This window comes from Paenarthrobacter sp. (assembly GCF_031180005.1).
Classification (GTDB): Bacteria; Actinomycetota; Actinomycetes; order Actinomycetales; family Micrococcaceae; genus Arthrobacter.
Genome location: NZ_JAPSHI010000003.1, coordinates 76,808 through 99,196, shown reverse-complemented (window position 1 = coordinate 99,196; position 22,389 = coordinate 76,808). Strand labels below are relative to the sequence as shown.

22 protein-coding genes are annotated in these 22,389 nt (G+C 61.5%); 10 read left to right on the top strand and 12 right to left on the bottom strand.

The genetic code is table 11. The features are described 5' to 3' along the window. Positions 1-137: 137 nt before the first annotated feature. The 3 genes from RIF72_RS04025 to rimP form a co-directional block, all read right to left on the bottom strand. Positions 138-479 carry a YlxR family protein gene (locus tag RIF72_RS04025; RefSeq protein WP_309073569.1) on the bottom strand — a complete coding sequence of 114 codons (342 nt, stop codon included), beginning with the start codon at positions 477-479 and terminating at the stop codon, positions 138-140. A gap of 196 nt (positions 480-675) precedes the next feature. Then, the gene (gene nusA, locus RIF72_RS04020) at positions 676-1,656 is read right to left on the bottom strand and encodes a transcription termination factor NusA (protein WP_309073568.1); all 981 of its coding nucleotides are present in this window, start codon (positions 1,654-1,656) and stop codon (positions 676-678) included. Beyond that, on the bottom strand, positions 1,656-2,267 hold the full coding sequence (gene rimP, locus RIF72_RS04015) for a ribosome maturation factor RimP (protein ID WP_309073567.1): 612 nt from the start codon (positions 2,265-2,267) through the stop codon (positions 1,656-1,658). The genes nusA and rimP overlap by 1 nt, the downstream gene beginning before the upstream one ends. 30 nt (positions 2,268-2,297) lie before the next feature. Between rimP and RIF72_RS04010 the strand changes: the two genes are divergently transcribed. From RIF72_RS04010 to RIF72_RS04000, 3 genes are read left to right on the top strand one after another with little or no spacing between them, the layout of a single operon-like run. Then, a complete protein-coding gene (locus RIF72_RS04010) occupies positions 2,298-3,467 on the top strand; it encodes a DUF4439 domain-containing protein (RefSeq protein WP_309073566.1) in 1,170 nt (389 codons plus the stop codon). Between the two features lie 51 nt (positions 3,468-3,518). Then, positions 3,519-4,247 carry a VIT family protein gene (locus tag RIF72_RS04005; protein WP_309073565.1) on the top strand — a complete coding sequence of 243 codons (729 nt, stop codon included), beginning with the start codon at positions 3,519-3,521 and terminating at the stop codon, positions 4,245-4,247. A gap of 49 nt (positions 4,248-4,296) precedes the next feature. After that, positions 4,297-5,304: an aminoglycoside phosphotransferase family protein gene (locus tag RIF72_RS04000; protein ID WP_375164195.1), complete on the top strand. Its 1,008-nt coding sequence runs from the start codon at positions 4,297-4,299 to the stop codon at positions 5,302-5,304. A gap of 28 nt (positions 5,305-5,332) precedes the next feature. Here the strand turns inward: RIF72_RS04000 and RIF72_RS03995 are convergent, their stop codons facing one another. Together RIF72_RS03995 and RIF72_RS03990 are read right to left on the bottom strand one after the other, a co-directional pair. Further along, the gene (locus tag RIF72_RS03995) at positions 5,333-6,130 is read right to left on the bottom strand and encodes a TSUP family transporter (RefSeq protein ID WP_309073563.1); all 798 of its coding nucleotides are present in this window, start codon (positions 6,128-6,130) and stop codon (positions 5,333-5,335) included. Further along, the gene (locus RIF72_RS03990) at positions 6,127-7,938 is read right to left on the bottom strand and encodes a proline--tRNA ligase (RefSeq protein WP_309073562.1); all 1,812 of its coding nucleotides are present in this window, start codon (positions 7,936-7,938) and stop codon (positions 6,127-6,129) included. The genes RIF72_RS03995 and RIF72_RS03990 overlap by 4 nt, the downstream gene beginning before the upstream one ends. Positions 7,939-8,439: 501 nt before the next feature. Between RIF72_RS03990 and RIF72_RS03985 the strand changes: the two genes are divergently transcribed. The 3 genes from RIF72_RS03985 to RIF72_RS03975 are packed head-to-tail and all read left to right on the top strand — an operon-like array spanning position 8,440 to position 10,567. Further along, positions 8,440-9,207, top strand: coding sequence for an ABC transporter ATP-binding protein (locus RIF72_RS03985; RefSeq protein WP_309073561.1), 768 nt, complete (start codon positions 8,440-8,442; stop codon positions 9,205-9,207). 8 nt (positions 9,208-9,215) lie between these two features. Beyond that, complete coding sequence (locus RIF72_RS03980) at positions 9,216-9,959, top strand: ABC transporter permease (protein WP_309073560.1); 744 nt, start codon at positions 9,216-9,218, stop codon at positions 9,957-9,959. Continuing rightward, positions 9,956-10,567: a TetR family transcriptional regulator gene (locus RIF72_RS03975; RefSeq protein WP_309073559.1), complete on the top strand. Its 612-nt coding sequence runs from the start codon at positions 9,956-9,958 to the stop codon at positions 10,565-10,567. The genes RIF72_RS03980 and RIF72_RS03975 overlap by 4 nt, the downstream gene beginning before the upstream one ends. Positions 10,568-10,621: 54 nt before the next feature. Here the strand turns inward: RIF72_RS03975 and RIF72_RS03970 are convergent, their stop codons facing one another. The 6 genes from RIF72_RS03970 to dxr all read right to left on the bottom strand — a co-directional run bounded on the left by RIF72_RS03970 (position 10,622) and on the right by dxr (position 16,344). Then, a complete protein-coding gene (locus RIF72_RS03970) occupies positions 10,622-11,350 on the bottom strand; it encodes a hypothetical protein (RefSeq protein ID WP_309073558.1) in 729 nt (242 codons plus the stop codon). A 74-nt stretch (positions 11,351-11,424) separates the two neighbouring features. Further along, positions 11,425-12,303 (bottom strand): GNAT family N-acetyltransferase, encoded by an 879-nt coding sequence (locus RIF72_RS03965; protein ID WP_309073646.1) that lies wholly within the window; start codon positions 12,301-12,303, stop codon positions 11,425-11,427. Further along, positions 12,266-13,432, bottom strand: a complete 1,167-nt coding sequence (ispG, locus tag RIF72_RS03960; protein ID WP_011774258.1) for a flavodoxin-dependent (E)-4-hydroxy-3-methylbut-2-enyl-diphosphate synthase — start codon at positions 13,430-13,432, stop codon at positions 12,266-12,268. The genes RIF72_RS03965 and ispG overlap by 38 nt, the downstream gene beginning before the upstream one ends. Positions 13,433-13,480: 48 nt before the next feature. After that, complete coding sequence (locus RIF72_RS03955; RefSeq protein ID WP_309073557.1) at positions 13,481-13,774, bottom strand: YciI family protein; 294 nt, start codon at positions 13,772-13,774, stop codon at positions 13,481-13,483. A gap of 22 nt (positions 13,775-13,796) precedes the next feature. Continuing rightward, entirely contained in the window at positions 13,797-15,128 is a 1,332-nt protein-coding gene (locus RIF72_RS03950) for a site-2 protease family protein (protein ID WP_309073556.1), read from the bottom strand. A 31-nt stretch (positions 15,129-15,159) separates the two neighbouring features. Continuing rightward, on the bottom strand, positions 15,160-16,344 hold the full coding sequence (gene dxr / locus RIF72_RS03945; RefSeq protein ID WP_309073555.1) for a 1-deoxy-D-xylulose-5-phosphate reductoisomerase: 1,185 nt from the start codon (positions 16,342-16,344) through the stop codon (positions 15,160-15,162). 104 nt (positions 16,345-16,448) lie between these two features. Here dxr and RIF72_RS03940 point away from each other — a divergent pair, with 104 nt between their 5' ends. Next, positions 16,449-17,909, top strand: a complete 1,461-nt coding sequence (locus RIF72_RS03940) for a lipase maturation factor family protein (RefSeq protein ID WP_309073554.1) — start codon at positions 16,449-16,451, stop codon at positions 17,907-17,909. 29 nt (positions 17,910-17,938) lie between these two features. Here RIF72_RS03940 and RIF72_RS03935 read toward each other — a convergent pair whose 3' ends face one another. Next, the gene (locus RIF72_RS03935; protein ID WP_309073553.1) at positions 17,939-18,970 is read right to left on the bottom strand and encodes a LacI family DNA-binding transcriptional regulator; all 1,032 of its coding nucleotides are present in this window, start codon (positions 18,968-18,970) and stop codon (positions 17,939-17,941) included. A gap of 252 nt (positions 18,971-19,222) precedes the next feature. Here RIF72_RS03935 and RIF72_RS03930 point away from each other — a divergent pair, with 252 nt between their 5' ends. The 3 genes from RIF72_RS03930 to RIF72_RS03920 are packed head-to-tail and all read left to right on the top strand — an operon-like array spanning position 19,223 to position 22,381. Next, a complete protein-coding gene (locus tag RIF72_RS03930; RefSeq protein ID WP_309073552.1) occupies positions 19,223-20,548 on the top strand; it encodes an extracellular solute-binding protein in 1,326 nt (441 codons plus the stop codon). Continuing rightward, positions 20,545-21,474 (top strand): sugar ABC transporter permease, encoded by a 930-nt coding sequence (locus RIF72_RS03925; RefSeq protein WP_309073551.1) that lies wholly within the window; start codon positions 20,545-20,547, stop codon positions 21,472-21,474. Before RIF72_RS03930 ends, RIF72_RS03925 begins: the two co-directional genes overlap by 4 nt. A gap of 1 nt (position 21,475) precedes the next feature. Next, entirely contained in the window at positions 21,476-22,381 is a 906-nt protein-coding gene (locus RIF72_RS03920; protein ID WP_375164193.1) for a carbohydrate ABC transporter permease, read from the top strand. Positions 22,382-22,389 lie beyond the last annotated feature (8 nt).

The following is a 22,389-nucleotide window of genomic DNA, read 5'->3' as shown; positions in this document are numbered from 1 at the left end:
GTCCGCACCGAGCCAGGCACGAACCGTCTACTTCTTACTGCGGGCCTTCGCCGCTTGCGCGATTGAAAGGCCCATTGCAGAGCGCAACAAAGTTGTCATCGTTACGCACTCATCGCTGGGAACTCATCGGGTTTCCATCAGTTTTCTGACCCGCTTTCAGGTTTGGACGGTTTTCCTGCGGCGGCCTGGGCCTCCACAAGTGGCGTACCGGGTATCAGGTATCGTTCCACGGCGCCTGTATCGGAAGCACCCGCGAGGGCCCTTCCAAAAGCTCGCCGCTTGATCGCCAATGCCAAGCACTTTTCGCTGGGGTGCAGCCACGCACCCCTGCCGGCCATCCGGCGTCGTTCATCCACCAGGACAGCGGACGAACCGCCGCCTTGGGCGACCAGCCGGACAAGCTCTGACCGGGAGCCTTGCTTCCGGCATCCGATGCACGTGCGAACAGGCAGGTGGCCATGTTCAAGCAGTTCAGCCACGACGTGTCCAACCTGCCTTACGCTACTGGCACCCGACGGGCCCCGGTCCTGCGGATGCAGCTGAGGCACGCCAAAGCGCGCGGATACCGGACGTAAGCCCGGTTCCATCTAGTCTAGCCCCCCGGCCCCGGACTCCCGAAACCAAGTTCGCCGCCAGCGCGGCGCGGAACCGGCGGCGTGGCCGCCGGTTGAACCGTTAGTCCGTCTTGGCCGGAGCCGCGTCCGAGACGATATCGATGCGCCAGCCCGTCAGCTTTGCTGCGAGTCGGGCGTTCTGACCTTCTTTTCCGATCGCCAGTGAAAGCTGGTAATCAGGCACTACCACGCGGGCGGAGCGGGTGGCTTCGTCCGTGATAGTGACGGAATTCACTCGCGACGGCGACAACGAGTTGGCGATGAAGGTCGCCGGATCATCGCTGAAGTCGACGATATCGATCTTCTCGTCGTTAAGTTCGGTCATGACTGCACGGACGCGGGAACCCATTTCACCGATGCAGGCACCCTTGGCATTGACGCCGGGAGTGTTCGCCTTAACGGCAATCTTGGTCCGGTGACCGGCTTCGCGGGCCAGGGCCACGATCTCCACGGAGTGGTCCGCAATCTCCGGAACTTCCATTTCGAACAGCTTCCGGACCAGGCCGGGGTGCGAGCGGGACAACGTGATTGATGGGCCTTTGGTACCGCGGTGTACGTCCACCACGAAGGCGCGCAAGCGGCTTCCGTGGAGGTACTTCTCACCCGGAACCTGCTCGGGCGGCGGCAGCAACGCTTCCACAGCTCCAAGGTTGACCTGAATCATATGCGGGTTGTTGCCCTGCTGGATCATGCCGGCCACAAGCTCGCCTTCACGTCCCTTGAACTCGCCCAGCACGTTGTCGTCTTCCACGTCGCGAAGGCGCTGCAGGATGATCTGGCGGGCGGTGCTTGCCGCGATGCGGCCGAAACCGGCAGGGGTGTCCTCGAACTCGCCAATGGGCTCGCCGTCGTCATCGATTTCCGTGGCCCAAATGGTCACGTGACCGCTCTTGCGGTCCAGTTCAGCGCGGGCCTTTTCGAAGGCACCGGGCGTCTTGTGGTACGCCACCAGCAGCGCCTGCTCGATGGTGGGAATCAGGAGATCCAGCGGGATTTCACGCTCACGCTCCAGGAGTCTCAGTGCGCTCATGTCAATATCCATTAGGCCTCCTCGGAAGGTCCGTTGTGCTCGTCTTCCAGCGCAGCCTCGTGGAGGTGGCTGAATTCAATCTCGACTTTTCCTTGGCGGATCCTGTCGAAAGGAATAGTGATGGGTTCGCCCTGTTTGGGCTTCATGCCCTTCTTGACCTCGTGCTCGGGAATGAGCGTCACGGCGTCATCCCCAACCGAGGCGATACGGCCCAGGAGATTATCCCCCTGAATGACGTTGACCCTGACCATGCGGCCGCGGGCGCGGTGCCAGTGACGCGGTTCGGTGAGGGGACGGCCTACTCCCGGGGAAGAAACCTCAAGGTCGTACGGACGGCCGTCGTCATGGGGATCGTTGTCCAGAATATCGGACAGGCCGCGGGAGACCTCTGCGATGGCGTCAAGGCTGACGCCCCCGGTCTCTTCCTGCGGAAGGTCCACGACGACGTGGACCGTGCGGTGTGAACCGGCAACGTGGATGGAAACATCCTCGAGGTAGAGCCTGCTGGCAAGGACAGTCGGTTCAAGCAGCGCCTTAAGCCCGCTCTCTTCCGGGTTGTGGATGGTGGCCGCTGAGTTCGATTCAGAACGGTCTGTTGAAGTCGTGGCTTCCGAGTCACTCACGTTGCCCGCCGCCTCCCGATAGATGTTGTTGTGACTACTAGCCTAACGATTTTCCCGGGAACATGGTGCACGGACTTCCCCGCCCACGTGACACCATGGTCTGTTGTGAACGGGCAGACAAGCGAAAAACGACAAACACCACCCTGGGGCCGGGTCTTGCTGGCTACCGTGGTGGCTTTGCTTGTTGCAGGCACCGGAATGGTGCTTATTCCGCGTGATTCCGGCACTCCCACGGCGGTTCCCTTCTCCGAAACCGCCCGCGTGGTGGCGTTGGAGGACACACAGCGGTTGCGGGAATCAGCCGCCTTGATGGTGGAGGCGGCGGCTTCCGATGCGGGAATGCCGACGCTCGGCAACGCTGTGACTTTGCTGACAACCCACGCGCAGGCTCTGCAGAGCCCTAACAGCGTAGCGTCCCGCGCCCCGTCATCCGTCGGTCCGGCCACTGCTGATCAAGAACGTGCAGCCGCACCAACCAGCCGCCGCGCCTCTTTTCTGACCGCCTTGGCCGGCAGCGGTCAGAAGCGACTGGACGATGCCCGCGAGGCCGACGGCGGGATCGCCCGCCTGCTTGCCGCCGTCGGAACCGCTCAGCTGCTTCAGGCGGAAAGGCTGGCCGCGGAGTGGCAGCTGCCGTTACAACAGCAGCCAACAGCGGCGGACACCAAAGCACCTACGGCAACACCTTTGGCGGCCTCCTGTCCGTCGGCCAGCCCCGCCCCGGAGCCGACATCCGCCACTACTGACACCGCCCTGGCTTCGGTGGTTCGCTCGCAGCAGGAAGCGATCTACGTTTATCAGGTGACACTGAAACGGCTGGACACTTCGAACTCGGCGGCTGCCGGCAAGTACTTGCAAACGCACGAGGTACTGCTCCAGCAGGCAGAATCGCTCACCAGCGCCAACTGCGCCGACGCGCCTCCCGGCGAGGCAGGCTACCGGCTGCCGGAACAATTCACCCAGGACCCTGCCGCGTTCCTGGGTTCCGTAGAACTTTCCTCTCTGCCCCGATTCGGTGATCTTGTTGCCTTGTCCACTGATGAGACCCGGACGTGGGCTATTGACGGGCTTCTGGCCGCGGCCCGCAGGAGCACGGCCTGGGGTGCGGCCCTGCCTGCTTTGCCGGGCCTCATGCTCGACGTCGGCGACCTACCGTCGCTGCCGACGCCCACGGCTACGCCCACTTCCAACGGTGGATAGGCGAGCCTAGCCATGCTGGTCAGGGCCGTCTGCCAGTGATTGGCTTGATGCATGGCCTCCGCAGAAACTGCCACCACTCATGAAAACGAACCCCACCGGGACGATCTGGCCCACCGGCTGAACTGGCTGCGGGCAGGAGTCCTGGGGGCCAATGACGGCATCGTGTCGGTCGCAGCGATTGTGGTGGGTGTGGCAGGAGCCACCACCAGCACCGGCAGCATCCTCGCTGCAGGCACCGCTGGCCTGGTGGGTGGCGCCATCTCCATGGCTTTGGGCGAATACGTATCCGTCAGCAGCCAAAGCGACACTCAAAAAGCGTTGATCGAAAAAGAAAAACGTGAATTGGCGGATCAACCGGAAGATGAACTCGACGAGCTGGCCGCGATCTACGAATCGAAAGGGCTCAGCGCCAAGACAGCCCGAACCGTCGCGCAGGAGCTGACGGAACACGACGCCTTGGCCGCCCACCTCTCTGCCGAGCTGAATATCCATGAAGACGACATCGTCAGCCCGTGGAATGCAGCCTTGGCTTCCGCCGTGGCATTTACGCTCGGAGCGGCACTTCCGATGCTTGCCATTCTGTTGCCTCCTCCGGAGTTGCGGGTGCCCCTGACGTTTATTGCAGTCCTGTTGGCCTTGGCAATCACCGGCGCGGTGGGCGCATGGATCGGCGGCGCTGCCCGCTTCCGCGCGGCAGCCCGGGTGGTCCTCGGAGGGGCTTTGGCGCTGGCGGCTACATTCTCGATCGGAACCCTGTTGGGAGCGAGCGGCGTTTTCTAGGAGGCTCGCGTTGACTCGGAGTTAGGCTGTTGGCGTGACCCTTCACGCGATGATACCTATTCCGGGCGACCTCCACGCCCGGTACAACCGCGACTCCGTGGGCAGGGATTGGCTGGCCAGCCTCCCGGGGCTTATCTCGGCCGCATTGGACCGATGGCAGCTATCGGTGGACCTGGCGCCGGGCGCTGAGCCTTGGAACGGTCACGGTGCCTTGGTGGTGCCCGTCCTTCGGAGCGGCGCACCCGCAGCACTGAAGGTCGCTTTCCCCCATGAAGAAGCTCTGGTGGAGCGCCACGCGCTGGCACTTTGGAATGGCCGCGGTGCGGTTCGCCTCCTCGCGTCCGACGACGGAAGTTGCTCCATGTTGCTCGAACGGCTGGACGCATCATGCTGGCTCCAGGACGTTCCCTTGGACGAAGCCAGGGACGTGTGGGGAAGCATCATGCGCGAGCTCTCGATCCCGCCCGATGACCGACTCGAGTGGCGGGCTTTCGACCATGTTGCCGCAACCGCCGAGCGATGGAGCGATGAGCTCCCTGCCGAATGGGAGCGCCTTGACCGCCCCTTCCCGAGGTGGCTCCTTGAAGCGGCACTGGAGGTATGCCAGACGCGCGGGGCCGTGGGACGCCGCTCCGGCACGGATGTCCTGGTGCATACTGACCTTCACTTCATGAATATCCTTGCCACCACAACTGCCGAAAGACAATCCCTCCGCAGAGACTATCTGGCCATAGATCCTCAACCACAAATCGGCGAGGCAGAGTTCGCCGTCGCCCCCATCCTGTGGAACCGCATCCACGACCTTCCGCGGACCGGTCCGGAGGCCGGGTTGCTGGAGCGATGCCAGGACTTCAGCCACGCCGCTGGATTGGACCCTGAGGTTGCCCGGCAGTGGAGCATCGCCCGCGAAGTTCAGAATGCTTTGTGGTATGCCGCCAAACCTGGACACGGCGGTGACCTTGCCCGCTCCCTATGGGTCGCCAGCACCCTGGCCGGCAGCACACTGGCCGGCCTGCCGCCTGCGCATGATCTCCCCGATCCCGGTGAAGCGGCCTGACACCGAGGTCTTGCCGCCGGCATCGGTCCTATGCTGCGAAATTCTCATTCCAGACGTCCATGCCAAGTTTGATGATCAGCCCCGCCACCACCACCAGGAAAACGAGGCGCACAAACTTACTTCCCCTCGCCACGGCGGTTCTGGCCCCGAGGTAGCCGCCCGCCATGTTGGCCAGGCCCAGGAGCAGTCCCACGCCCCAGAGCAGTGAGCCGTGCGGAAGGAAGAAGATCAAGGCACCGGCGTTGGTGGCCATGTTGACGATTTTCGCTTTGGCGCTGGCTTCGAGGAAGGCATAGCCCATCGCCGAAACGAGGGCAATCACTAAGAACGAGCCAGTACCGGGTCCGATCAGACCGTCATAAAAGCCGATGACGCCGCCGATAAGGCAGGCCACCACGTAATGCTTATGGCCATCGTGGCGGAGCGCTGTCAGTTCACCGGCGCCGGGACGCAAGGCGGTGAAAACAGCGACGGCGATCAGCGCCACCACAATGATCGGCTTGAAGACGTTGGCCGGAAGGGACGCGGCAAGAATGGCACCACCGAAGCTGCCGGCAAGGGCGATGACCGCCATGGGAATCGCGGTCTTGAGATCCGGGCCGACACGGCGATAGTAGGTGACCGCGCTTGTGGTGGTCCCGAAAATGGAGCCCATCTTGTTCGTGGCCAAGGCCTGGACCGGCGTGATGCCCGGGACCAGCAGCAGGGCGGGGAGCTGAATCAGTCCCCCGCCCCCAACTACGGCATCAACCCAGCCTGCTGCGAATCCGGCCACCACAATCAGGATGAGTGTGGTGAACTGGATCGATTCGAAGCCGGAAATCACCGGGTTCGTACAGCGTTGACCACGTAGTCCACGGCTTTGTCCACCGAAATGTTCTCGGCTTCGCCGCTGCGGCGGTCCTTGATTTCAACTACACCGTCTACCAGCCCGCGGCCAACGGCCAGGATGGTGGGCACACCCACGAGTTCGGCGTCGCCGAACTTTACGCCGGGAGATACCTTCGGGCGGTCATCGAAAATGACGTCCAAGCCTGCAGCTTCAAGCTCGGCCGAGAGCCTTTCAGCAGCTTCAAAGATCTCATCGCCACGGCCGACTGCCACGACATGGACATCTGCCGGGGCCACGGAGCGCGGCCACACGAGGCCGCGGTCGTCATGGTTTGCTTCCGCCAGGGCTGCGACAGCACGCGTCACGCCAACGCCATAAGAGCCCATGGTGACTACCTGCTGCTTGCCGTTCTGATCCAGGACCTTCAGGTCCAGTGCCTCAGCGTACTTGCGTCCGAGCTGGAAGATGTGGCCCATTTCGATGCCGCGTGCGGTTTCCAGCGGTCCGGAGCCGTCCGGGGCGGGGTCGCCGGCGCGCACGTCAGTGCTCTCAATGACGCCGTCCCAGGTGAAGTCACGGCCGGCGACCAATCCGAAGACGTGCTTGCCTTCAGCGTTGGCCCCGGTCACCCAGCTGGTGCCGGACACAACGCGGGGATCCACAAGGAAGAGCACCTTGGAGGACCCTTCAAGGCCAAGGACGGGCTCGTTGAGGGACAGGCCCGGACCGATGTAGCCCTTGACCAGCCACGGCAGCTTTTTGAGGTCCTCTTCGTTGGCAGCCTCGAGGCCGATTTCACCGGCGATGGGCAGGTGGGAGCCGATGTTCGCTTCCACGCGCTTGAGGTCTACGCCGCGGTCACCCGGAACGCCGATAACCACGATTTGGCGCTCACCCGTGGGCAGCGTGACGGCGAGGACAACATTCTTGAGGGTGTCAGCGGCCGTCCAGGCGCCGCCGTCGGCCTCGCTGCGGGGAGCGAGTTGGTTGGCGGCGTCCACCAGAGTATCGATCGTGGGGGTGTCCGGGGTGTCCAGGACCTCAGCGGCCGGAGCGTTTGTGAAGTCGATATCGTCCGGAACCACGGTGGTCACGGCTTCAACGTTGGCGTAGTAGCCGCCGGCAGAGCGTACGAACGTGTCCTCGCCGATCTCGGTGGGAAACAGGAATTCCTCGCTCTTGGAGCCACCCATGGCACCAGCGGTGGCGGCAACAGGAATGACTTCCAGGCCCAGGCGCGCAAAGATCTTCAGGTAAGCACCACGGTGGGCCATGTAGCTTGCGTCCAAGCCGGCGTCGTCGATGTCGAAGGAGTAGGAATCCTTCATGATGAACTCGCGGCCACGGAGGAGTCCTGCCCGCGGACGGGCTTCGTCGCGGTACTTGTTTTGGATCTGGTACAGGCTCAGCGGCAGGTCCTTGTACGAGGAATACAGGTCCTTGACCAGGAGCGTGAACATTTCCTCATGCGTGGGGGCAAGGAGATAGTCCGCACCCTTGCGGTCCTGGAGGCGGAACAGGCCTTCACCGTATTCGGTCCAGCGGTTGGTGGCCTCATACGGCTCGCGGGGAAGCAGCGCCGGGAAATGAACTTCCTGGGCTCCGATGGCGGACATTTCCTGGCGGATGATGTCTTCCACCTTCCGCAGAACGCTCAGGCCCAGCGGCAGCCACGTGTAGATGCCGGGCGCGGCGCGGCGGATGTAGCCGGCGCGGACCAGGAGCTTGTGGCTTGCGACCTCGGCGTCGACGGGATCTTCACGCAGGGTGCGCAGGAACAGCTGGGAAAGGCGAAGGACCACGGGTACGTATCCGTTTCTATGGCAGATGTGGCAAAAACAACTGCCTACTAATCTACCGGCTGAAGGCTGGGCCGCTTGAACGGGCCCGGATTGCGTCCGGACAGCTTGAAAACAGAAGAGCCACGCCGTCGCGTTTGGAAGCCCCTGGCCGCAACCGGCTGGTCATCCTGCAATGGCGTGGCTCAGCGGCCGGCCGGCCGCAGACTCTGTCCTGGGACTAGATCGCCGTTCCCTCCAGCGGAACGGGATCGCCTGCGGCTGGGAGGCATTGGTCACTGCCGAAAACACGGATGGCACGGCCGCCGATGGCGCCCTTCAAGGTCTTGGTCATGATTCCCCCTGTACCACCCGCACCCCAACGACACGGCTTGGGAAGAACCTATGTGATAGCAGACACATTTTCAAGGACTGCCTTCGATGGTGGACCCCTTGACCTGCATGTTCGCTGGATCTAGCTTTAATTCATCAGTTGGTGAATTAATGGAGTCAGCGGAGGCCCGAATGACACCCACACCATCGGCCATCGAGGCGACGCGACTTCATGTCTCCCGCTCACGCACCAAGATCCTGCGAGGCCTGGACTTCACGGTTGACGCCGGTCGCATCACCGGGCTTCTGGGCCCTTCCGGCAGCGGCAAAACGACACTCATGAGGGCAATCGTCGGCGTCCAGCGAATCACGCGGGGAACCGTTACCGTCCTCGGCCGTCCGGCAGGCAGCGCACCGCTCAGGCACGACGTCGGGTACGTCACCCAAGGTGCAAGCGTTTATGCGGACCTAAGCGTCGAAGCGAACGTCCGCTACTTCGGAGCCATGCACGGCGCAACGGCGGCCGACGCCGCGGAAGCAATTTCCGCCGTCGGGCTTGAGAAGTTCGCACGGCAAAAGGCCGCGGACCTGTCCGGCGGACAATTCAGCCGTGTGTCCCTTGCCTGTGCACTGGTGGCCCATCCACAGCTCCTCATCCTGGACGAGCCCACTGTGGGGCTGGATCCCGTACTCCGTGCCGAGTTGTGGGAGCGTTTTGCCGCCATGGCAGCCGGCGGAACAACCCTGCTGGTGTCCAGCCATGTCATGGAGGAAGCATCCCACTGTTCCTCACTCCTGCTGCTTCGCGATGGCCTGCTGCTGGCTCAACTGACTCCTGCAGAGCTGGCCGAACGCGGCGGGAGCGACGATCTGGAGAGGGCGTTCCTGACCATCATCAAAGCCGCTGAGCAGGTCATCAAGAGCACTCGGGGCCAGGAAGAAAGCCAGGTGACGCCCTGAATCTCCGCATGACAATTGCCACCACCGCCCGGGTCCTGGGACAACTGAGGCACGACCATCGAAGCGTCGCACTGATCCTCGTGGTCCCTGCACTGCTCCTGACCGCGGTCTATTTCCTTTACGAGAACGAAACCTCACCGCCAGGATTCCCACGCACCTTTGACCGCGTGGGCTTGATGATGTTGGCCATCTTCCCCTTCGTGGTGATGTTCCTGGTCACGTCCATTACCATGCTTCGGGAACGCACCTCCGGGACCCTCGAACGCCTCCTGACCACTCCGATCCACAAGGCAGACCTGCTGTTCGGCTATGCCCTGGCCTTCTCCATCATGGCCGCCCTGCAGTCCTTGGTGGCAACAGCGGTGGCCTACTGGATTTTCGACCTCGACATCAAAGGAAGTCCCGGCTTCGTGGTGATGATCGCCGTCATCAACGCCGTCTTGGGCGTCGCGTTGGGGCTGTTCTGTTCAGCGTTCGCCCGCACCGAGTTCCAAGCAGTGCAGTTCATGCCCGTGGTGGTGGTGCCCCAGATCCTGTTGTGCGGCCTGTTCGTGGCCCGGGACGATATGAACGAGGTCTTGGAAGCAATCTCCGGTGTTTTGCCGCTCACGTTCTCCGTGGAGGCACTGAAGGAGATTGCTGGAAATGTCGACGCCACGTCCGCAATGTGGCAAGACGCCCTGATCATGGGCGGGATTGTTGTAGGAGTTCTGGTCCTGGCATCACTGACCCTAAGGCGCCAAACCCGATGAGCCTCCCACAGGCGCGCCGAGGCCGCCGAAATTCAGGAGATCATTCTCGGGAAGCCATCCTCGCAGCTGCACGGAAACTGTTCGCTGAACAGGGATTCGAGGGAACGAGCCTGCGCCAAGTAGCCCGCGAATCATCGGTGGACCCGGCCATGGTGCACCACTTTTTCGGCGGAAAGGACGAGCTTTTTGCCGCCAGCGTGGAGTTGCCCGCTGACCCGGCCGAGGTACTTGCCGGCGTCGAAACCCTGGACCCGGCCATAAGGGCGGAAGCGATTGTCCGGGCCGTACTGCGACTATGGGAAAGCCCTGCTCAGCATGGCTTGGTGGCCTTTGTCCGGGGAACCATCGGTTCCAGGGCCAAAACGGCGCTCATGCGCGAAATGGTCAACCGCACCATCCTGTCCAGGATCATGGCGGGGTTGCCCGGGACGCCCGAAGAAGTACGCGTGCGCGGAAATCTTGTGGCCACCCAAGTGGTAGGGCTGATGTTGGTCCGCTACGTGATCCGGCTCGAGCCCCTGGCCTCAGCCGATCAGGAAGACGTGGTGCGCTTCGTTGCACCAAACATCCAGCGCTACCTCACGGGGGACTTGAACTCGTCCGGTTAGCTGGCAGTTGTGGCCCTACTTGGGCCTGAGCAGCCACAACTGCCAGCAAGTGGGCTATTTGATGAGCTCAACTGACTGATCGAGGAGGTTGGTCAGGTTGGCAAGGGCGACGTCTTCGGAAGCGCCGCCTACTGCGATCACCGAGACCAGGACTTCCTGCTCTACGGCCTGTGCCATGAGGACCGAACCTTTTTCTCCTGTAGACAACTCTGTATTCACGCGGTAGGCCAGCAGGGCATTTGTGGGTTTCTTGCCAGCCAAATCCGTCAGGGTGACAGTGCTCGCGCCCGTGGGTCCAGTCAAAGTCATAGTGCTGCAAGCGGAAATCTGGCCCAGGTTCTCCTGCGCCTTCTTCAACGCTCCTTCTCCCAGCCCCGTTCCCAATGAAATTGTGCTGATGCTGCCTGTGGTGGCATCCTGGCTGACTCCGACAGCAGCCTTTAGGCCATCTGTCGGTTGGGCCAGCGATCCCGTGGCCATGTCTTTGCAGGCGGCAGGCTGCACCTCGGTCTGCGCCATGAGCGCTTTCGTCTGTTCCATGGTGCCGGACATATCGGCAGTTGTCATGACGCTCAGCTTGGCGCCCTGCTTGTCCTTGATCTGCCCAACGATGGCTGTCAATTCATCCAAGGTGTACTGCTTTACCGGCGTGGGAGTGGGCGTGGTCACTTCGCTGGCCGGAGCGGACGCAGCCTCCGTGGAGGTTCCGGCACCGCCGCACGCCGTGAGGCCCACAACCAACAGTCCAGACACGGCAAAACCGCGCAACGCATTCTTATTCATTTGTTCCCCAGGGAAGTTCGAGTGATTGGTGGCATTCGCCAACCGGGATAAGACTACAAGTAGCGAGGTTGGGTCTAAAACAGAACCGTCGCGAAGGTGCCCACTTGCTCGAAGCCGACCCGCTCATATGTGGCGCGGGCTTTGGCGTTGTAGTCGTTGACATAGAGGCTGGTCACCGGGGCAAAGGTTTTTGAGAGATTCACGACGGCGGCCATGTAGCCACCGCTTTGGCCGCGGCCCCGCAACTCGGGATTCATCCATACGCCCTGGACCTGGGTGACGTCCCGCGTGACTGCCCCCAGCTCGGCCTTGAAGACCACAGTGCCGTTGGCATCGATGTGGACCAACGAATGGCCCTCACGAATAAGGCCGGCAACGCGCCTGCTGTAGAACTCCTGACCGCCGAGGAAGGGTGAGTAGCCAACTTCTTCTTCGAACATGGCTGCGCAGGCTGGCAGGATGCGGTCGAAGTCCGCCATGGTGCCGAATGTCAGGTCAGGGTTGGCGCCGATGACCGGCGGACCTGAAATAGTAAGCAGCGGCTGCTGGGAGCGAACTTCGTGGGCGCCGTGGCCCAATTGCTCGAATCGCGCGTAGAGGGCCAGGACGGTTTCCGCCGGGCCAAAAATGGACGCGTAGCGGCGGCCTGTTTCGTGGGCCGCACTGGCCACGTACCCCGCCAGGCCGGGATCGAGTTGTACAGGCACCAGGTTGGCTCCCGCCCAGCACGCGCCGAGGAGCGTCTCGCCGTCGAAGACTCCGAAAATACTGGCACCGCCGCTGGTGGGCGCCGCTGTTCCGGTGCTTTCCAAGTGGGCGAGGATGAAAACGTTGGCTACCACGTCTTCGCTGGCCAGGGCGCGAAGAGTCAGGGTGTCGGCACGGCCGAGCACCCTGACTCCCAAGCCGGTCTCGTTACGAGACGCTAACCACGGGGCTACCCTTGACAGCATCTTCGCCATCGGCCTCCCCCATCTCTTCGGCGATGCGCATGGCCTCTTCGATCAGTGTCTCAACAATTTCGCTTTCAGGCACAGTCTTAATGACTTCGCCCTTCACGAAAATCTGGCCCTTGCCATTTCCGGACGCCACACCGAGGTCCGCTTCACGGGCCTCGCCGGGTCCGTTGACTACGCAACCCATGACGGCTACGCGCAACGGAATCTCCATGCCTTCCAAACCTGCGGTCACCTGCTCGGCCAGCGTGTACACGTCCACCTGCGCGCGGCCACAGGACGGGCAGGAGACGATTTCGAGCTTGCGCGGGCGCAGGTTCAGGGATTGCAGGATCTGGTTGCCCACCTTGATCTCCTCCACCGGCGGAGCCGAGAGGGAAACACGAATGGTGTCGCCAATGCCACGGGACAGGAGTGCACCGAAAGCCGTAGCCGACTTGATGGTGCCCTGGAATGCCGGTCCGGCCTCGGTCACGCCAAGGTGCAAAGGCCAGTCGCCCTTCTCGGCCAGCATCTCGTACGCGGCCACCATGATCACGGGATCGTTGTGCTTGACCGAGATCTTGAAGTCGTGGAAACCGTGCTCTTCGAACAGCGAGGCTTCCCAGACGGCGGACTCAACAAGTGCCTCCGGGGTGGCCTTGCCGTACTTCTTCATGATGCCGGGTTCAAGGGAGCCGGCGTTGACACCTATCCGGATGGATGTTCCGTGGTCACGCGCCGCTGCAGCAATTTCTTTGACCTGGTCATCGAACTTACGGATATTGCCCGGGTTCACGCGAACTGCCGCGCATCCGGCTTCAATTGCGGCGAAGACGTACTTCGGCTGGAAATGGATGTCCGCGATCACGGGAATCTGCGACTTGCGGGCGATGATCGGCAAAGCCTCGGCATCGTCGGCTGACGGGCAGGCAACACGCACAATGTCGCAGCCGGAAGCCGTGAGCTCAGCAATTTGCTGCAGCGTGGCATTTATATCCGTGGTGGGCGTGGTGGTCATGGACTGCACGCTGATGGGCGAATCAGAACCAACACCAACAGACCCAACCTTGATCTGCCGCGTCTTACGTCGCGGGGCAAGGACGGGGGGTGGGGCTGCTGGCATTCCCAGGCTGACCGAGGTCACGTGGACTCCTTGGGTTGGGGTGGATCGTTGTGGTGAAGGGCGTTTTGGCTAAGAGGCGTGGGCGGCCAGGACGCCGGTGTTGGGGGCCCATTCGGTGGTGCGGATACCTGCGATAACCCCGGCCTCGGCGAATGGGTCCTGTTTGAGGAGATCATTGAGTTCAGCTTCACCTGCAGACTTGAAGATCAGCAAGGCGCCTGCACCGTCACCGTAGGGTCCACTGGCAAGCAGTTTGTCTTCTTCGGCCAAGCCGGCGAGCCAGTCACGGTGCGCCGGGCGGGCTTCGTCGCGAAGGGCGCCGGAATCGGCGACGTATACGTACTCAACAGCGAAAACAGTCATGGAGCTAGCCTATCCCGCCTACTCAGCCGAAAATGTTCACGGGCTTCACGATGTCCGCATAGATCAGGAGGGCGCCCATGGCCATCAGCAGCGCTGCAACCACATATGTGGCTGGCAGCAGCTTGGCGATGTCGAACGCGCCCGGGTCCGATTTGCCCAGTAGCTTGGCCACCCGGCGTCGCGCCCCTTCATAGAGCGCGCCAGCTACGTGGCCGCCGTCGAGGGGCAAAAGAGGGATGAGATTGAAGATCGCCAAGGCAAAGTTGAGCCCGGCGAGCAACCCGATCAGGGTGCCGATACGGGCTTGCATGGGTACCTGTTCCATGGCCGCGACTTCACCTGCAACCCGGCCCACACCCACCACGCTGATGGGTCCGTTCGGATCGCGGGGCTCTTCGCTGAAAGCTGCTTTCGCCACTCCAACCACCCTGGCCGGCAGGTTGAGGATCACACCGGATATCTGCTTGATGTTCTCTCCGGCCATGGGCAAAACGGCCGAAGCAGGTTGGGGAACCAGTTCGCTTTGGGCCCCTATCCCAAGGAATCCGACTTCCTGGTATTTGAGCACCCCGTTGGCGTCCTGCTCAGGCCTGCCGTCGGCGCCGACCACCGGCCGCGAGGAAAGTACGGGCGTCACGGTGGTTTCCACCGTTGATCCGCTGCGCTCCACTGTGATGGGCACGTCTTTTCCGGCCGACACACGGATCCAGCTGGTGAGTTCTTCCCAGCTGGTGACGGCTTTTCCGTCGAAGGAAGTAATGGTGTCATTCGGCTGGAGGCCCGCCGCCGCCGCGGGAGTCAGTTTGCAATCGGCTGAGTCGGGGTCCACGGTCTCCCCCGCAGCAACCTGGCACTTGGAAACGTCCGCGATGGTGGTGGTTGCTGTTGCCATGCCGAAGCCCATGAGCAGGACAGCCAGCAGTATCAACCCGATCAGCATGTTCATGGCAGGACCGCCGAGCATGACGATGATTTTTTTCCAGACGGGAAGCTTGTAGAAGACACGGTTTTCGTCGCCGGGTCCCACTTCCTCGTGCGCCATGGAGCGGGCCTCAGTGGCGAGCGTCTGGAACATGCCTGTGCTGGAGGGGCGGACGGCGCCGTCTTCCTTGTTGGGTGGGTACATGCCAATCATGGACACGTAGCCGCCCAGCGGAAGCGCCTTGAAGCCGTATTCGGTTTCGCCCTTCTTCTTGGACCACAAGGTAGGCCCGAAACCAATCATGTACTTGGTGACGCGCACTTTGAACAGTTTGGCAGGTACCAGATGGCCCACCTCGTGAAGCGCAATGGAAACAGCTACGCCGATTGCGACGAAGACGACTCCGAGAATGAAGAGAAGGACGGGACTCATGCCGGGGGACTGCTTCCGTAAGGGTTGTGAGCTAGAGGGCGCTGCTGGCTAAACGATCAAGGGTTCGGGCGCGTGCCCACTTTTCAGCATCCAGCACGGACTCCACTGTTAGCTCAGAAGAGCCTGAATGTTCGCTGAGGACGGATTCCACGGTATCCACAATGTCCGTGAACCGGATGCGCCCGGCATGGAAGGCCTCTACGGCTTCTTCATTGGCGGCGTTGAACACCGCGGGGAACGTACTGCCCTGCTTGGCGGCGTCCTTGGCGAGATCCACTGCAGGGAAGGCCACCGTGTCCAGGGGTTCGAACGTCCAGCTGGTCGCTTGGGTCCAGTCGCATGCTTGGGCAGCCCGGGGCACACGGTCCGGCCAACCCAGCCCGAGCGCAATCGGGAGTCGCATGTCCGGTGGCGATGCCTGGGCGATGATGGAGCCGTCCACGAACTGGACCATCGAGTGGACCACCGACTGTGGGTGAACCACAACATCGATCCTGTCCAAGGGAACGTCGAACAGCAAATGGGCCTCAATCACTTCAAGACCCTTGTTGACCAGGCTGGCTGAGTTTGTGGTGACCATGAGGCCCATGTCCCAGGTGGGGTGCGCGAGCGCCTCCTGTGGTGTGACGTTGCGAAGTTGTTCCCGCGTGCGCCCGCGGAAAGGGCCGCCGGATGCGGTCAGGATCAGCTTTTCAACTTCCTGGTCCGTGCCCGAACGGAGGCATTGCGCGATGGCGGAGTGCTCGGAGTCTACGGGGACAATCTGGCCGGGGACGGCAGCAGCTTTGACCAAGGCACCGCCGACAATCAGCGATTCCTTGTTGGCAAGGGCCAGAGTGGCTCCGGTGCCGAGCGCGGCCAAGGTAGGCGCCAGTCCTATGGAACCGGTAATGCCGTTGAGGACGACGTCGCATTCGATGGCTGCGATGACCGTTGAAGCGTCTGGACCAACAAAAATCTCCGGTGCAAAGTCCCGCACGCCCGCAAGGGCGGCTACGGCGTCGATCAGTCGCCGAAGCTCTGCCGGGTCTCCTTGGGCAATGCCCACGGCTTGAGCCTTGGTGTGGACAGCCTGCTGCGCGATGAGTTCAAGGTTTCCTCCGCCGGCACTGAGTGCCACCACCTCGAAACGGTGCGGGGCAGCATCGACGACGTCAATCGCTTGTGTGCCGATGGAACCGGTGGACCCGAGGATGACGATCTTGCGCGGCTGCATTGCTTAAGTATCCCAGCCGCCACCGGGGGCCGCGAACGGGCTCGGGCGTATGTGGAAAACCCGGCGCCGCTTGACCACCGCGTTCCCCCGCGTACCGTGGAATCGTGGAGTGGATGTCCTGGTTTGATGCGCGGGACTACGAGTTCGCCCGGCAGGTCTTGCAGCGCGGCATCGCCGCGCTCTACGCAGTTGCGTTCCTCTCGACGTTGAACCAGTTCCCGGCACTCCTCGGCGAGCGCGGGCTGTTGCCGGTTCCGGCTTTCCTGGACATGGCCCGCAAGCTGGCGAGACCCACACTGTTCCAGTGGCGCTACTCGGACGCTCTGCTCAAGGCCCTGTGCTGGACGGGGATCGGTGTGTCGATTCTGCTGGTGGCGGGCCTCCCCCAAATGGGTCCTCCGTGGCTGCCTATGCTCGCTTTCCTTGCCCTCTGGTTCCTTTACATGTCAATCGTTAATGTCGGCCAAACGTTCTATGGGTTTGGCTGGGAGATCCTTCTCCTTGAGGCCGGTTTCATAGTGGCGTTCCTTGGCTCGGACCAGACTCCGCCGCCCACAACCATCCTCATTCTTATCCTGTGGCTGGTATTCCGGCTTGAATTCGGCGCTGGAATGATCAAGATCCGGGGCGGTCGCGAGTGGCGCGACATGACGGCGATGTTCTATCACCATGAAACACAGCCAATGCCTGGCCCTCTCAGCAGGCAGGCGCACCTTTTGCCGCGTCCGCTGCACAAGGTGGAAGTGGTGGGCAATCATTTCGCACAGTTGGTGGTGCCGTTCTTCCTGTTCGCGCCTCAACCGCTGGCGAGTATTGCTGCCGGCATCATCATCGTGACCCAGCTGTGGTTGGTGGGTACCGGAAACTTTGCCTGGCTGAACTGGGTGGCGATCATCCTGGCTTTCGCTGCCGTCAGTGATCCCGTGGCCCATGCGGTTTTTCCGTTCATCCCGCTGGAGTGGCACGAGGGTTCCGATACCCCCGTATGGTGGCTCGCCGTCGTCGTGCTTGTCACCCTTCTGTTGCTGGTGTTCAGCTACCGGCCGCTCCTCAACCTGTTCTCCAGCCATCAGTTGATGAACGCCAGTTTCAACCGGTGGCGCTTGGTGAACGCCTATGGAGCTTTCGGGACGGTGACCAAGCAACGGATAGAGATTGTGGTGGAGGGCACTCTGGCAGAGGAACCCGACGCACCGGAGGAGCACTGGCTTGAGTACGGCTTCAAGGGCAAGCCCGGCGACGTCCGGCGACTCCCCCGGCAATGGGCGCCGTACCACCTGCGCTTGGATTGGCTGATGTGGTTCCTGCCGCTGCGGACCGTCCATGAGGACTGGTTTTATGTGTTCCTGTACAGACTATTGGAGGCCGACAAGCCCACGCTTGGGCTGTTGCGCCAAGACCCGTTCGACGGCGCTCGCCCCCGTTGGGTGAGGGCGCGCAGCTACCTGTACCGTTTCGCAAGCCGCGCGGAGTTCCGTGAGACGGGTGAACGTTGGGTTCGGGTGCTGCTATATGATGCGATCCCCCCACTCTCGCTTGATCATCGACGGCGGCGGCGGCTCTAGCGTTCGACGCCCTCCTGACGTCGGTGCGACTACCGCGGCGGACCCGTGGACTCACGAACCACCAGGTGAGTGGCCAGTTCTACCCTTCGGGAATCGATATCTTCACCACGCATCTGCCGCAATATGAAACTTAGGGCGGAGCGCCCCATTTCCTGCAGCGGCTGCGATACGGACGTCAACGGAGGCACTGATTCCTCCGCCTGGGGCGTTCCGTCAAAGCCCACCAGGCTCATGTCTTCGGGAATGCGCACGTTATGCCGCCGAGCCTCGGCAAGGATTCCCAGCGCGATGCTGTCGCTGGCAGCGAATATGGCAGTGGGCGGATTTTCCAAGGCCAGCAGTGCCTTCATTCCGCGGACTCCGTTCTCCGGTTTGAAGGGGCCGGCGGAAACGTACTCGTCGTCCACGGTTATTCCCGCTGCCATCAATGCAGCCATGTAGCCGTGCAGCCGTGCCTGGCTGCACTCCGCGGCGGACGGGCCGCCGATGTAGGCGATCTTTCGGTGTCCCAGCTCCAGCAGGTGTGATGCTGCCGCCTTACCTCCAGCCCAGTTGCTCGCGCCCACGCTGAAGACGTCAGCAGGCGGTGGATTAAGCGGATCAATCACCACGATGGGAATGTGCCTGCGGTTGAAGGCCTCAAGCTGGGCGGAGCCGAATGCCGAGGTCACCACGATCATGCCGGCACGGCCTTCGTCGACCATACGCTGGGCCCGTGCCTCGGGGCCCAGTGCAGAAGCAGCCTGCCGTCCGGTGATGGAGAGGATCACCTCCATGTCCGACGCCGCAGCCTGCTCCATCAAGCCGTTGAGGATTTCCACCCCATAGGCCGAATTCAAGGAGTCGAAGACTACTTCAACCGCACGGTGCACCGGTGCGCTCTTGCGTTGGAGCGGCGACTTGTAACCCGTGCGTTGAAGCGCTGCCATCACCCGGGCACGAGTAGCTTCCGCCACGTCCTCGCGGCCATTGACGACCTTGGACACTGTGGGTGCAGAAACACCCACCTCGGCAGCTACGGCTGCAAGGGTCAGCTTGGATGGGCGGGTGTCACGATCCACGGAACTCCTGCTTTCGAAATATTTCGATGATCTGTTGAGTATGACCCGACTCCGCATAAACCTCAACTTACTACTCGTCACCGAGGACAAATCTGCTTCTGGAAATGCCTTGACGGCCGCCTGTGAACCCTTTAGTTTGGACCGTGACCTAAATCATGGCTGCGAAATATTTCGATATTTTTCGGAGCTGGGCCACCTTTCGGAAGTGAGCACCGAAGCTTGCTCAGCAGCGCGACTACCCCTGGAGAAGCAATGAAGCAGTTCCAATCATCCCGGCGTTCCTTTCTGGCTCTGGCGGCCATGACGCCCTTTGCAGTAATGGCGACCACCGCCTGCGGGACCTCCGGGCCCGGAGGCGCGGCGGGTGGAGGAGCCAGCATGTGGTTCCTTTCAGGAGAACCGAACCAGACGACTATCCAGAAAGCCGTTGATGCCTTCGTATCGTCCAATCCGGACAACAAGATCTCCGTGACGTACTTCCAGAACGACGCGTTCAAGACGAAGATCAAGACGGCCATCGGTGCCGGCCAAGCCCCCACCATCGTCTACGGCTGGGGTGGCGGAACGTTGAAGACCTATGCCGAAGCCGAACAGGTGGAGGATCTGACCAGCTGGTTCGATGCCAACCCGGAGCTCAAGAACAAGTTCTTCCCGTCGTCTTTCGGAGCCGCCACGGTCAACGGCAAGATCTACGCCCTCCCCAACCAATACATTGCCCCGATCGTCCTGTTCTACAACAAAGAACTCTTCGAGAAGGCCGGTGCTCAGCCGCCAAAGACATGGGACGACGTCATGTCCCTGGTGAAGACTTTCAACGATATGGGCGTAGCTCCTTTCTCACTGGGCGGACAGTCGCGTTGGACGTCCATGATGTGGCTGCAGTATCTCCTGGACCGCATCGGCGGCCCCGAGGTGTTCAAGGCCATTTTCGAAGGCAAACCCAATGCTTGGATGGATCCGGCAGTGATCGAAACCGGCGCCAAGGTCCAGGAACTTGTCTCTGCCGACGGTTTCATCAAGGGCTTCTCCTCCATTACGGCAGATTCGAAGGCAGACCAGGCGCTGCTCTTTACGGGCAAGGCGGCCATGATGCTCCACGGCTCCTGGACGTACGGCGCCATGAAGAAGGACGGACAGAACTTCGTCCAGGACGGGAAACTTGGCTTCGTCGGCTTCCCCACCCTCCCGGGCGGCAAGGGCGATCCAAAGAACGGTGTGGGCAACCCCGCCCAGTACATGTCGATCTCGGCTAAGGCTACCGACGAGGAAAAGGAGACGGCGAAAAAGTTCTTCAAGGACGGGATCATGACTGACACCGTCATCGATGCCTACATCAACTCCGGATCCGTTCCGATCGTCAATGGAATTGAAGACAAGCTCGCATCATCCGAGGACAAAGACTTCCTGAACTTCGTCTACGATCTCGGCAAGAACGCCCCCCACTTCCAGCAGTCCTGGGACCAGGCCCTCAGCCCGACTGCTGCCGAGGCATTGCTGAACAACATCGACCAACTCTTCCTCAAGTCGATCACCCCGCAGCAGTTCGCCGAAAACATGAATGCCACCCTGGGCAAATGAGCGCCGCCACCACTCATAGGGCTCCCAGCGAGCTATCGAAAAACGAGCTGACGTCGCAGCCAAAGTCCGCATTGGCCTGGCTGACGGTACCCGCGCTGTTCTTCTTCGTTGTCTTCGCCGTCATTCCCCTGATAGGGGTACTGATCCTCAGCTTCGCCAGGTGGGACGGCATTGGCGCCATCGGCGCAGCAGGGATGGAAAACTGGACCTCGGTTCTGGCAGATCCCGATCTTTACAACTCCCTTGGCCTGACCTTCCTGATCATGATTGTTTCCTGGCTCGTCCAAACTCCCATCAGCCTGCTGCTGGGTGTGTTCACGGCAGGCACCCAACGCTATCGGGCGGCCTTGGCAGTCCTGTACTTCTTGCCGCTGCTGCTTTCCTCCGCTGCCGTGGCCATCGCCTACAAAGCGCTGTTGGACCCCAACTTCGGTTTAGCCATGGGACTGGGACTCCCGTTCCTGGCCCAGGACTGGCTGGGGGTTCCACAATTGGCCCTTGGATTGATCATCTTTGTGATCGCCTGGCAGTTCGTTCCTTTCCACACGCTTATTTATCAAGGCGGCGTCCGGCAAATCCCCAAGTCACTCTACGAGGCAGCCCAGATCGATGGTGCGGGAACAATTAAACAGTTCTTCCACATCACACTTCCGCAGCTGAAGTACACCATCATCACTTCGTCGACGCTGATGGTAGTGGGTTCGTTGACCTACTTTGACCTCATCTTTGTCCTCACCGGCGGCGGCCCGGGCAACTCCACACGCATCCTGGCGCTCGATATGTACCTTCGCGGCTTCCGGGCCAACCTCATGGGACCGGCAAGTGTTATCGCGGTGGTCCTCGTTGTCATCGGACTTGCGCTTGCTTTGTTCCTCCAACGACTTGGAGGCAAAGACAAACAGGGCAGCCAATTGGAAGGTATGTAAGGTGAGCACACTCCTGAAAAGTGATCCGGTCACCGGGTCCCCCGGTTCCCCGACCTCTTCGGTCAAGGCCAAACAGAGCCTCAGAACACGCATGAAACGGCTGAACATCCCCGGCGGTCTGGGCGGCTGGATCTGGCTGGCCATCATCATCATTCCGATCTATTACATTGTCATCACCAGCTTGAAGACCTCCGAAGGCTACTTCGGCCAGAATCCGATGGCCCTGCCGGCCTCACCGACGCTGGAGAACTACCAGCTTGTTCTTGAGGCCAACTTTTCGACCTACTTCATGAACAGCGTGATGGTCACGTTGGGCTCAGTTATCCCTACCGTTCTGATTTCCTTTATGGCCGCCTTCGCGATCGTCCGTGGACGTGGCAGATACCTGAAGTTCGTGAATGGTGTGTTCCTCATGGGCCTGGCCATTCCGCTCCAGGCAACCATCATTCCCATTTACCTGATGATCATCCGGCTGAATCTCTACGACAGCCTCCTGGCTATCATGCTTCCGTCCATAGCGTTTGCCATACCGTTGACGGTCCTGATCCTGTCCAACTTCATCAGGGATGTTCCCAACGAACTGTTCGAGTCCATGCGGCTGGATGGCTGCAGCGACTGGCAGACCATGTGGCGCTTGGCACTCCCCCTGACGCGGCCAGCCATAGTTACCGTGGCCATCTACAACGGCCTGCACGTCTGGAACGGGTTCCTCCTTCCACTGGTCCTTACCCAGAGCCCGGAACTGCGGGTCCTCCCCTTGGGCCTCTGGACGTTCCAAGGCGAATTCAGCGTCAACATCCCTGCCGTCCTCGCCTCAGTGGTCCTGAGCACCCTGCCCATCCTGGTGATCTACGTCCTGGGACGCCGCCAGTTGGTCAGCGGCCTCACTGCAGGCTTCAGCAAGTAGAAAGGATC

Excerpts from the sequence above, each read along its gene's own strand:
- nusA (WP_309073568.1), bottom strand. The coding sequence starts at position 1,656 with ATGGATATTGACATGAGCGCACTGAGACTCCTGGAGCGTGAGCGTGAA.
- RIF72_RS04005 (WP_309073565.1), top strand. The coding sequence starts at position 3,519 with ATGGCCTCCGCAGAAACTGCCACCACTCATGAAAACGAACCCCACCGG.
- RIF72_RS04000 (WP_375164195.1), top strand. The coding sequence starts at position 4,297 with ATGATACCTATTCCGGGCGACCTCCACGCCCGGTACAACCGCGACTCC.
- RIF72_RS03985 (WP_309073561.1), top strand. The coding sequence starts at position 8,440 with ATGACACCCACACCATCGGCCATCGAGGCGACGCGACTTCATGTCTCC.
- RIF72_RS03980 (WP_309073560.1), top strand. The coding sequence starts at position 9,216 with ATGACAATTGCCACCACCGCCCGGGTCCTGGGACAACTGAGGCACGAC.
- RIF72_RS03975 (WP_309073559.1), top strand. The coding sequence starts at position 9,956 with ATGAGCCTCCCACAGGCGCGCCGAGGCCGCCGAAATTCAGGAGATCAT.
- RIF72_RS03970 (WP_309073558.1), bottom strand. The coding sequence starts at position 11,350 with ATGAATAAGAATGCGTTGCGCGGTTTTGCCGTGTCTGGACTGTTGGTT.
- RIF72_RS03965 (WP_309073646.1), bottom strand. The coding sequence starts at position 12,303 with ATGCTGTCAAGGGTAGCCCCGTGGTTAGCGTCTCGTAACGAGACCGGC.
- RIF72_RS03955 (WP_309073557.1), bottom strand. The coding sequence starts at position 13,774 with ATGACTGTTTTCGCTGTTGAGTACGTATACGTCGCCGATTCCGGCGCC.
- RIF72_RS03950 (WP_309073556.1), bottom strand. The coding sequence starts at position 15,128 with ATGAGTCCCGTCCTTCTCTTCATTCTCGGAGTCGTCTTCGTCGCAATC.
- dxr (WP_309073555.1), bottom strand. The coding sequence starts at position 16,344 with ATGCAGCCGCGCAAGATCGTCATCCTCGGGTCCACCGGTTCCATCGGC.
- RIF72_RS03930 (WP_309073552.1), top strand. The coding sequence starts at position 19,223 with ATGAAGCAGTTCCAATCATCCCGGCGTTCCTTTCTGGCTCTGGCGGCC.
- RIF72_RS03925 (WP_309073551.1), top strand. The coding sequence starts at position 20,545 with ATGAGCGCCGCCACCACTCATAGGGCTCCCAGCGAGCTATCGAAAAAC.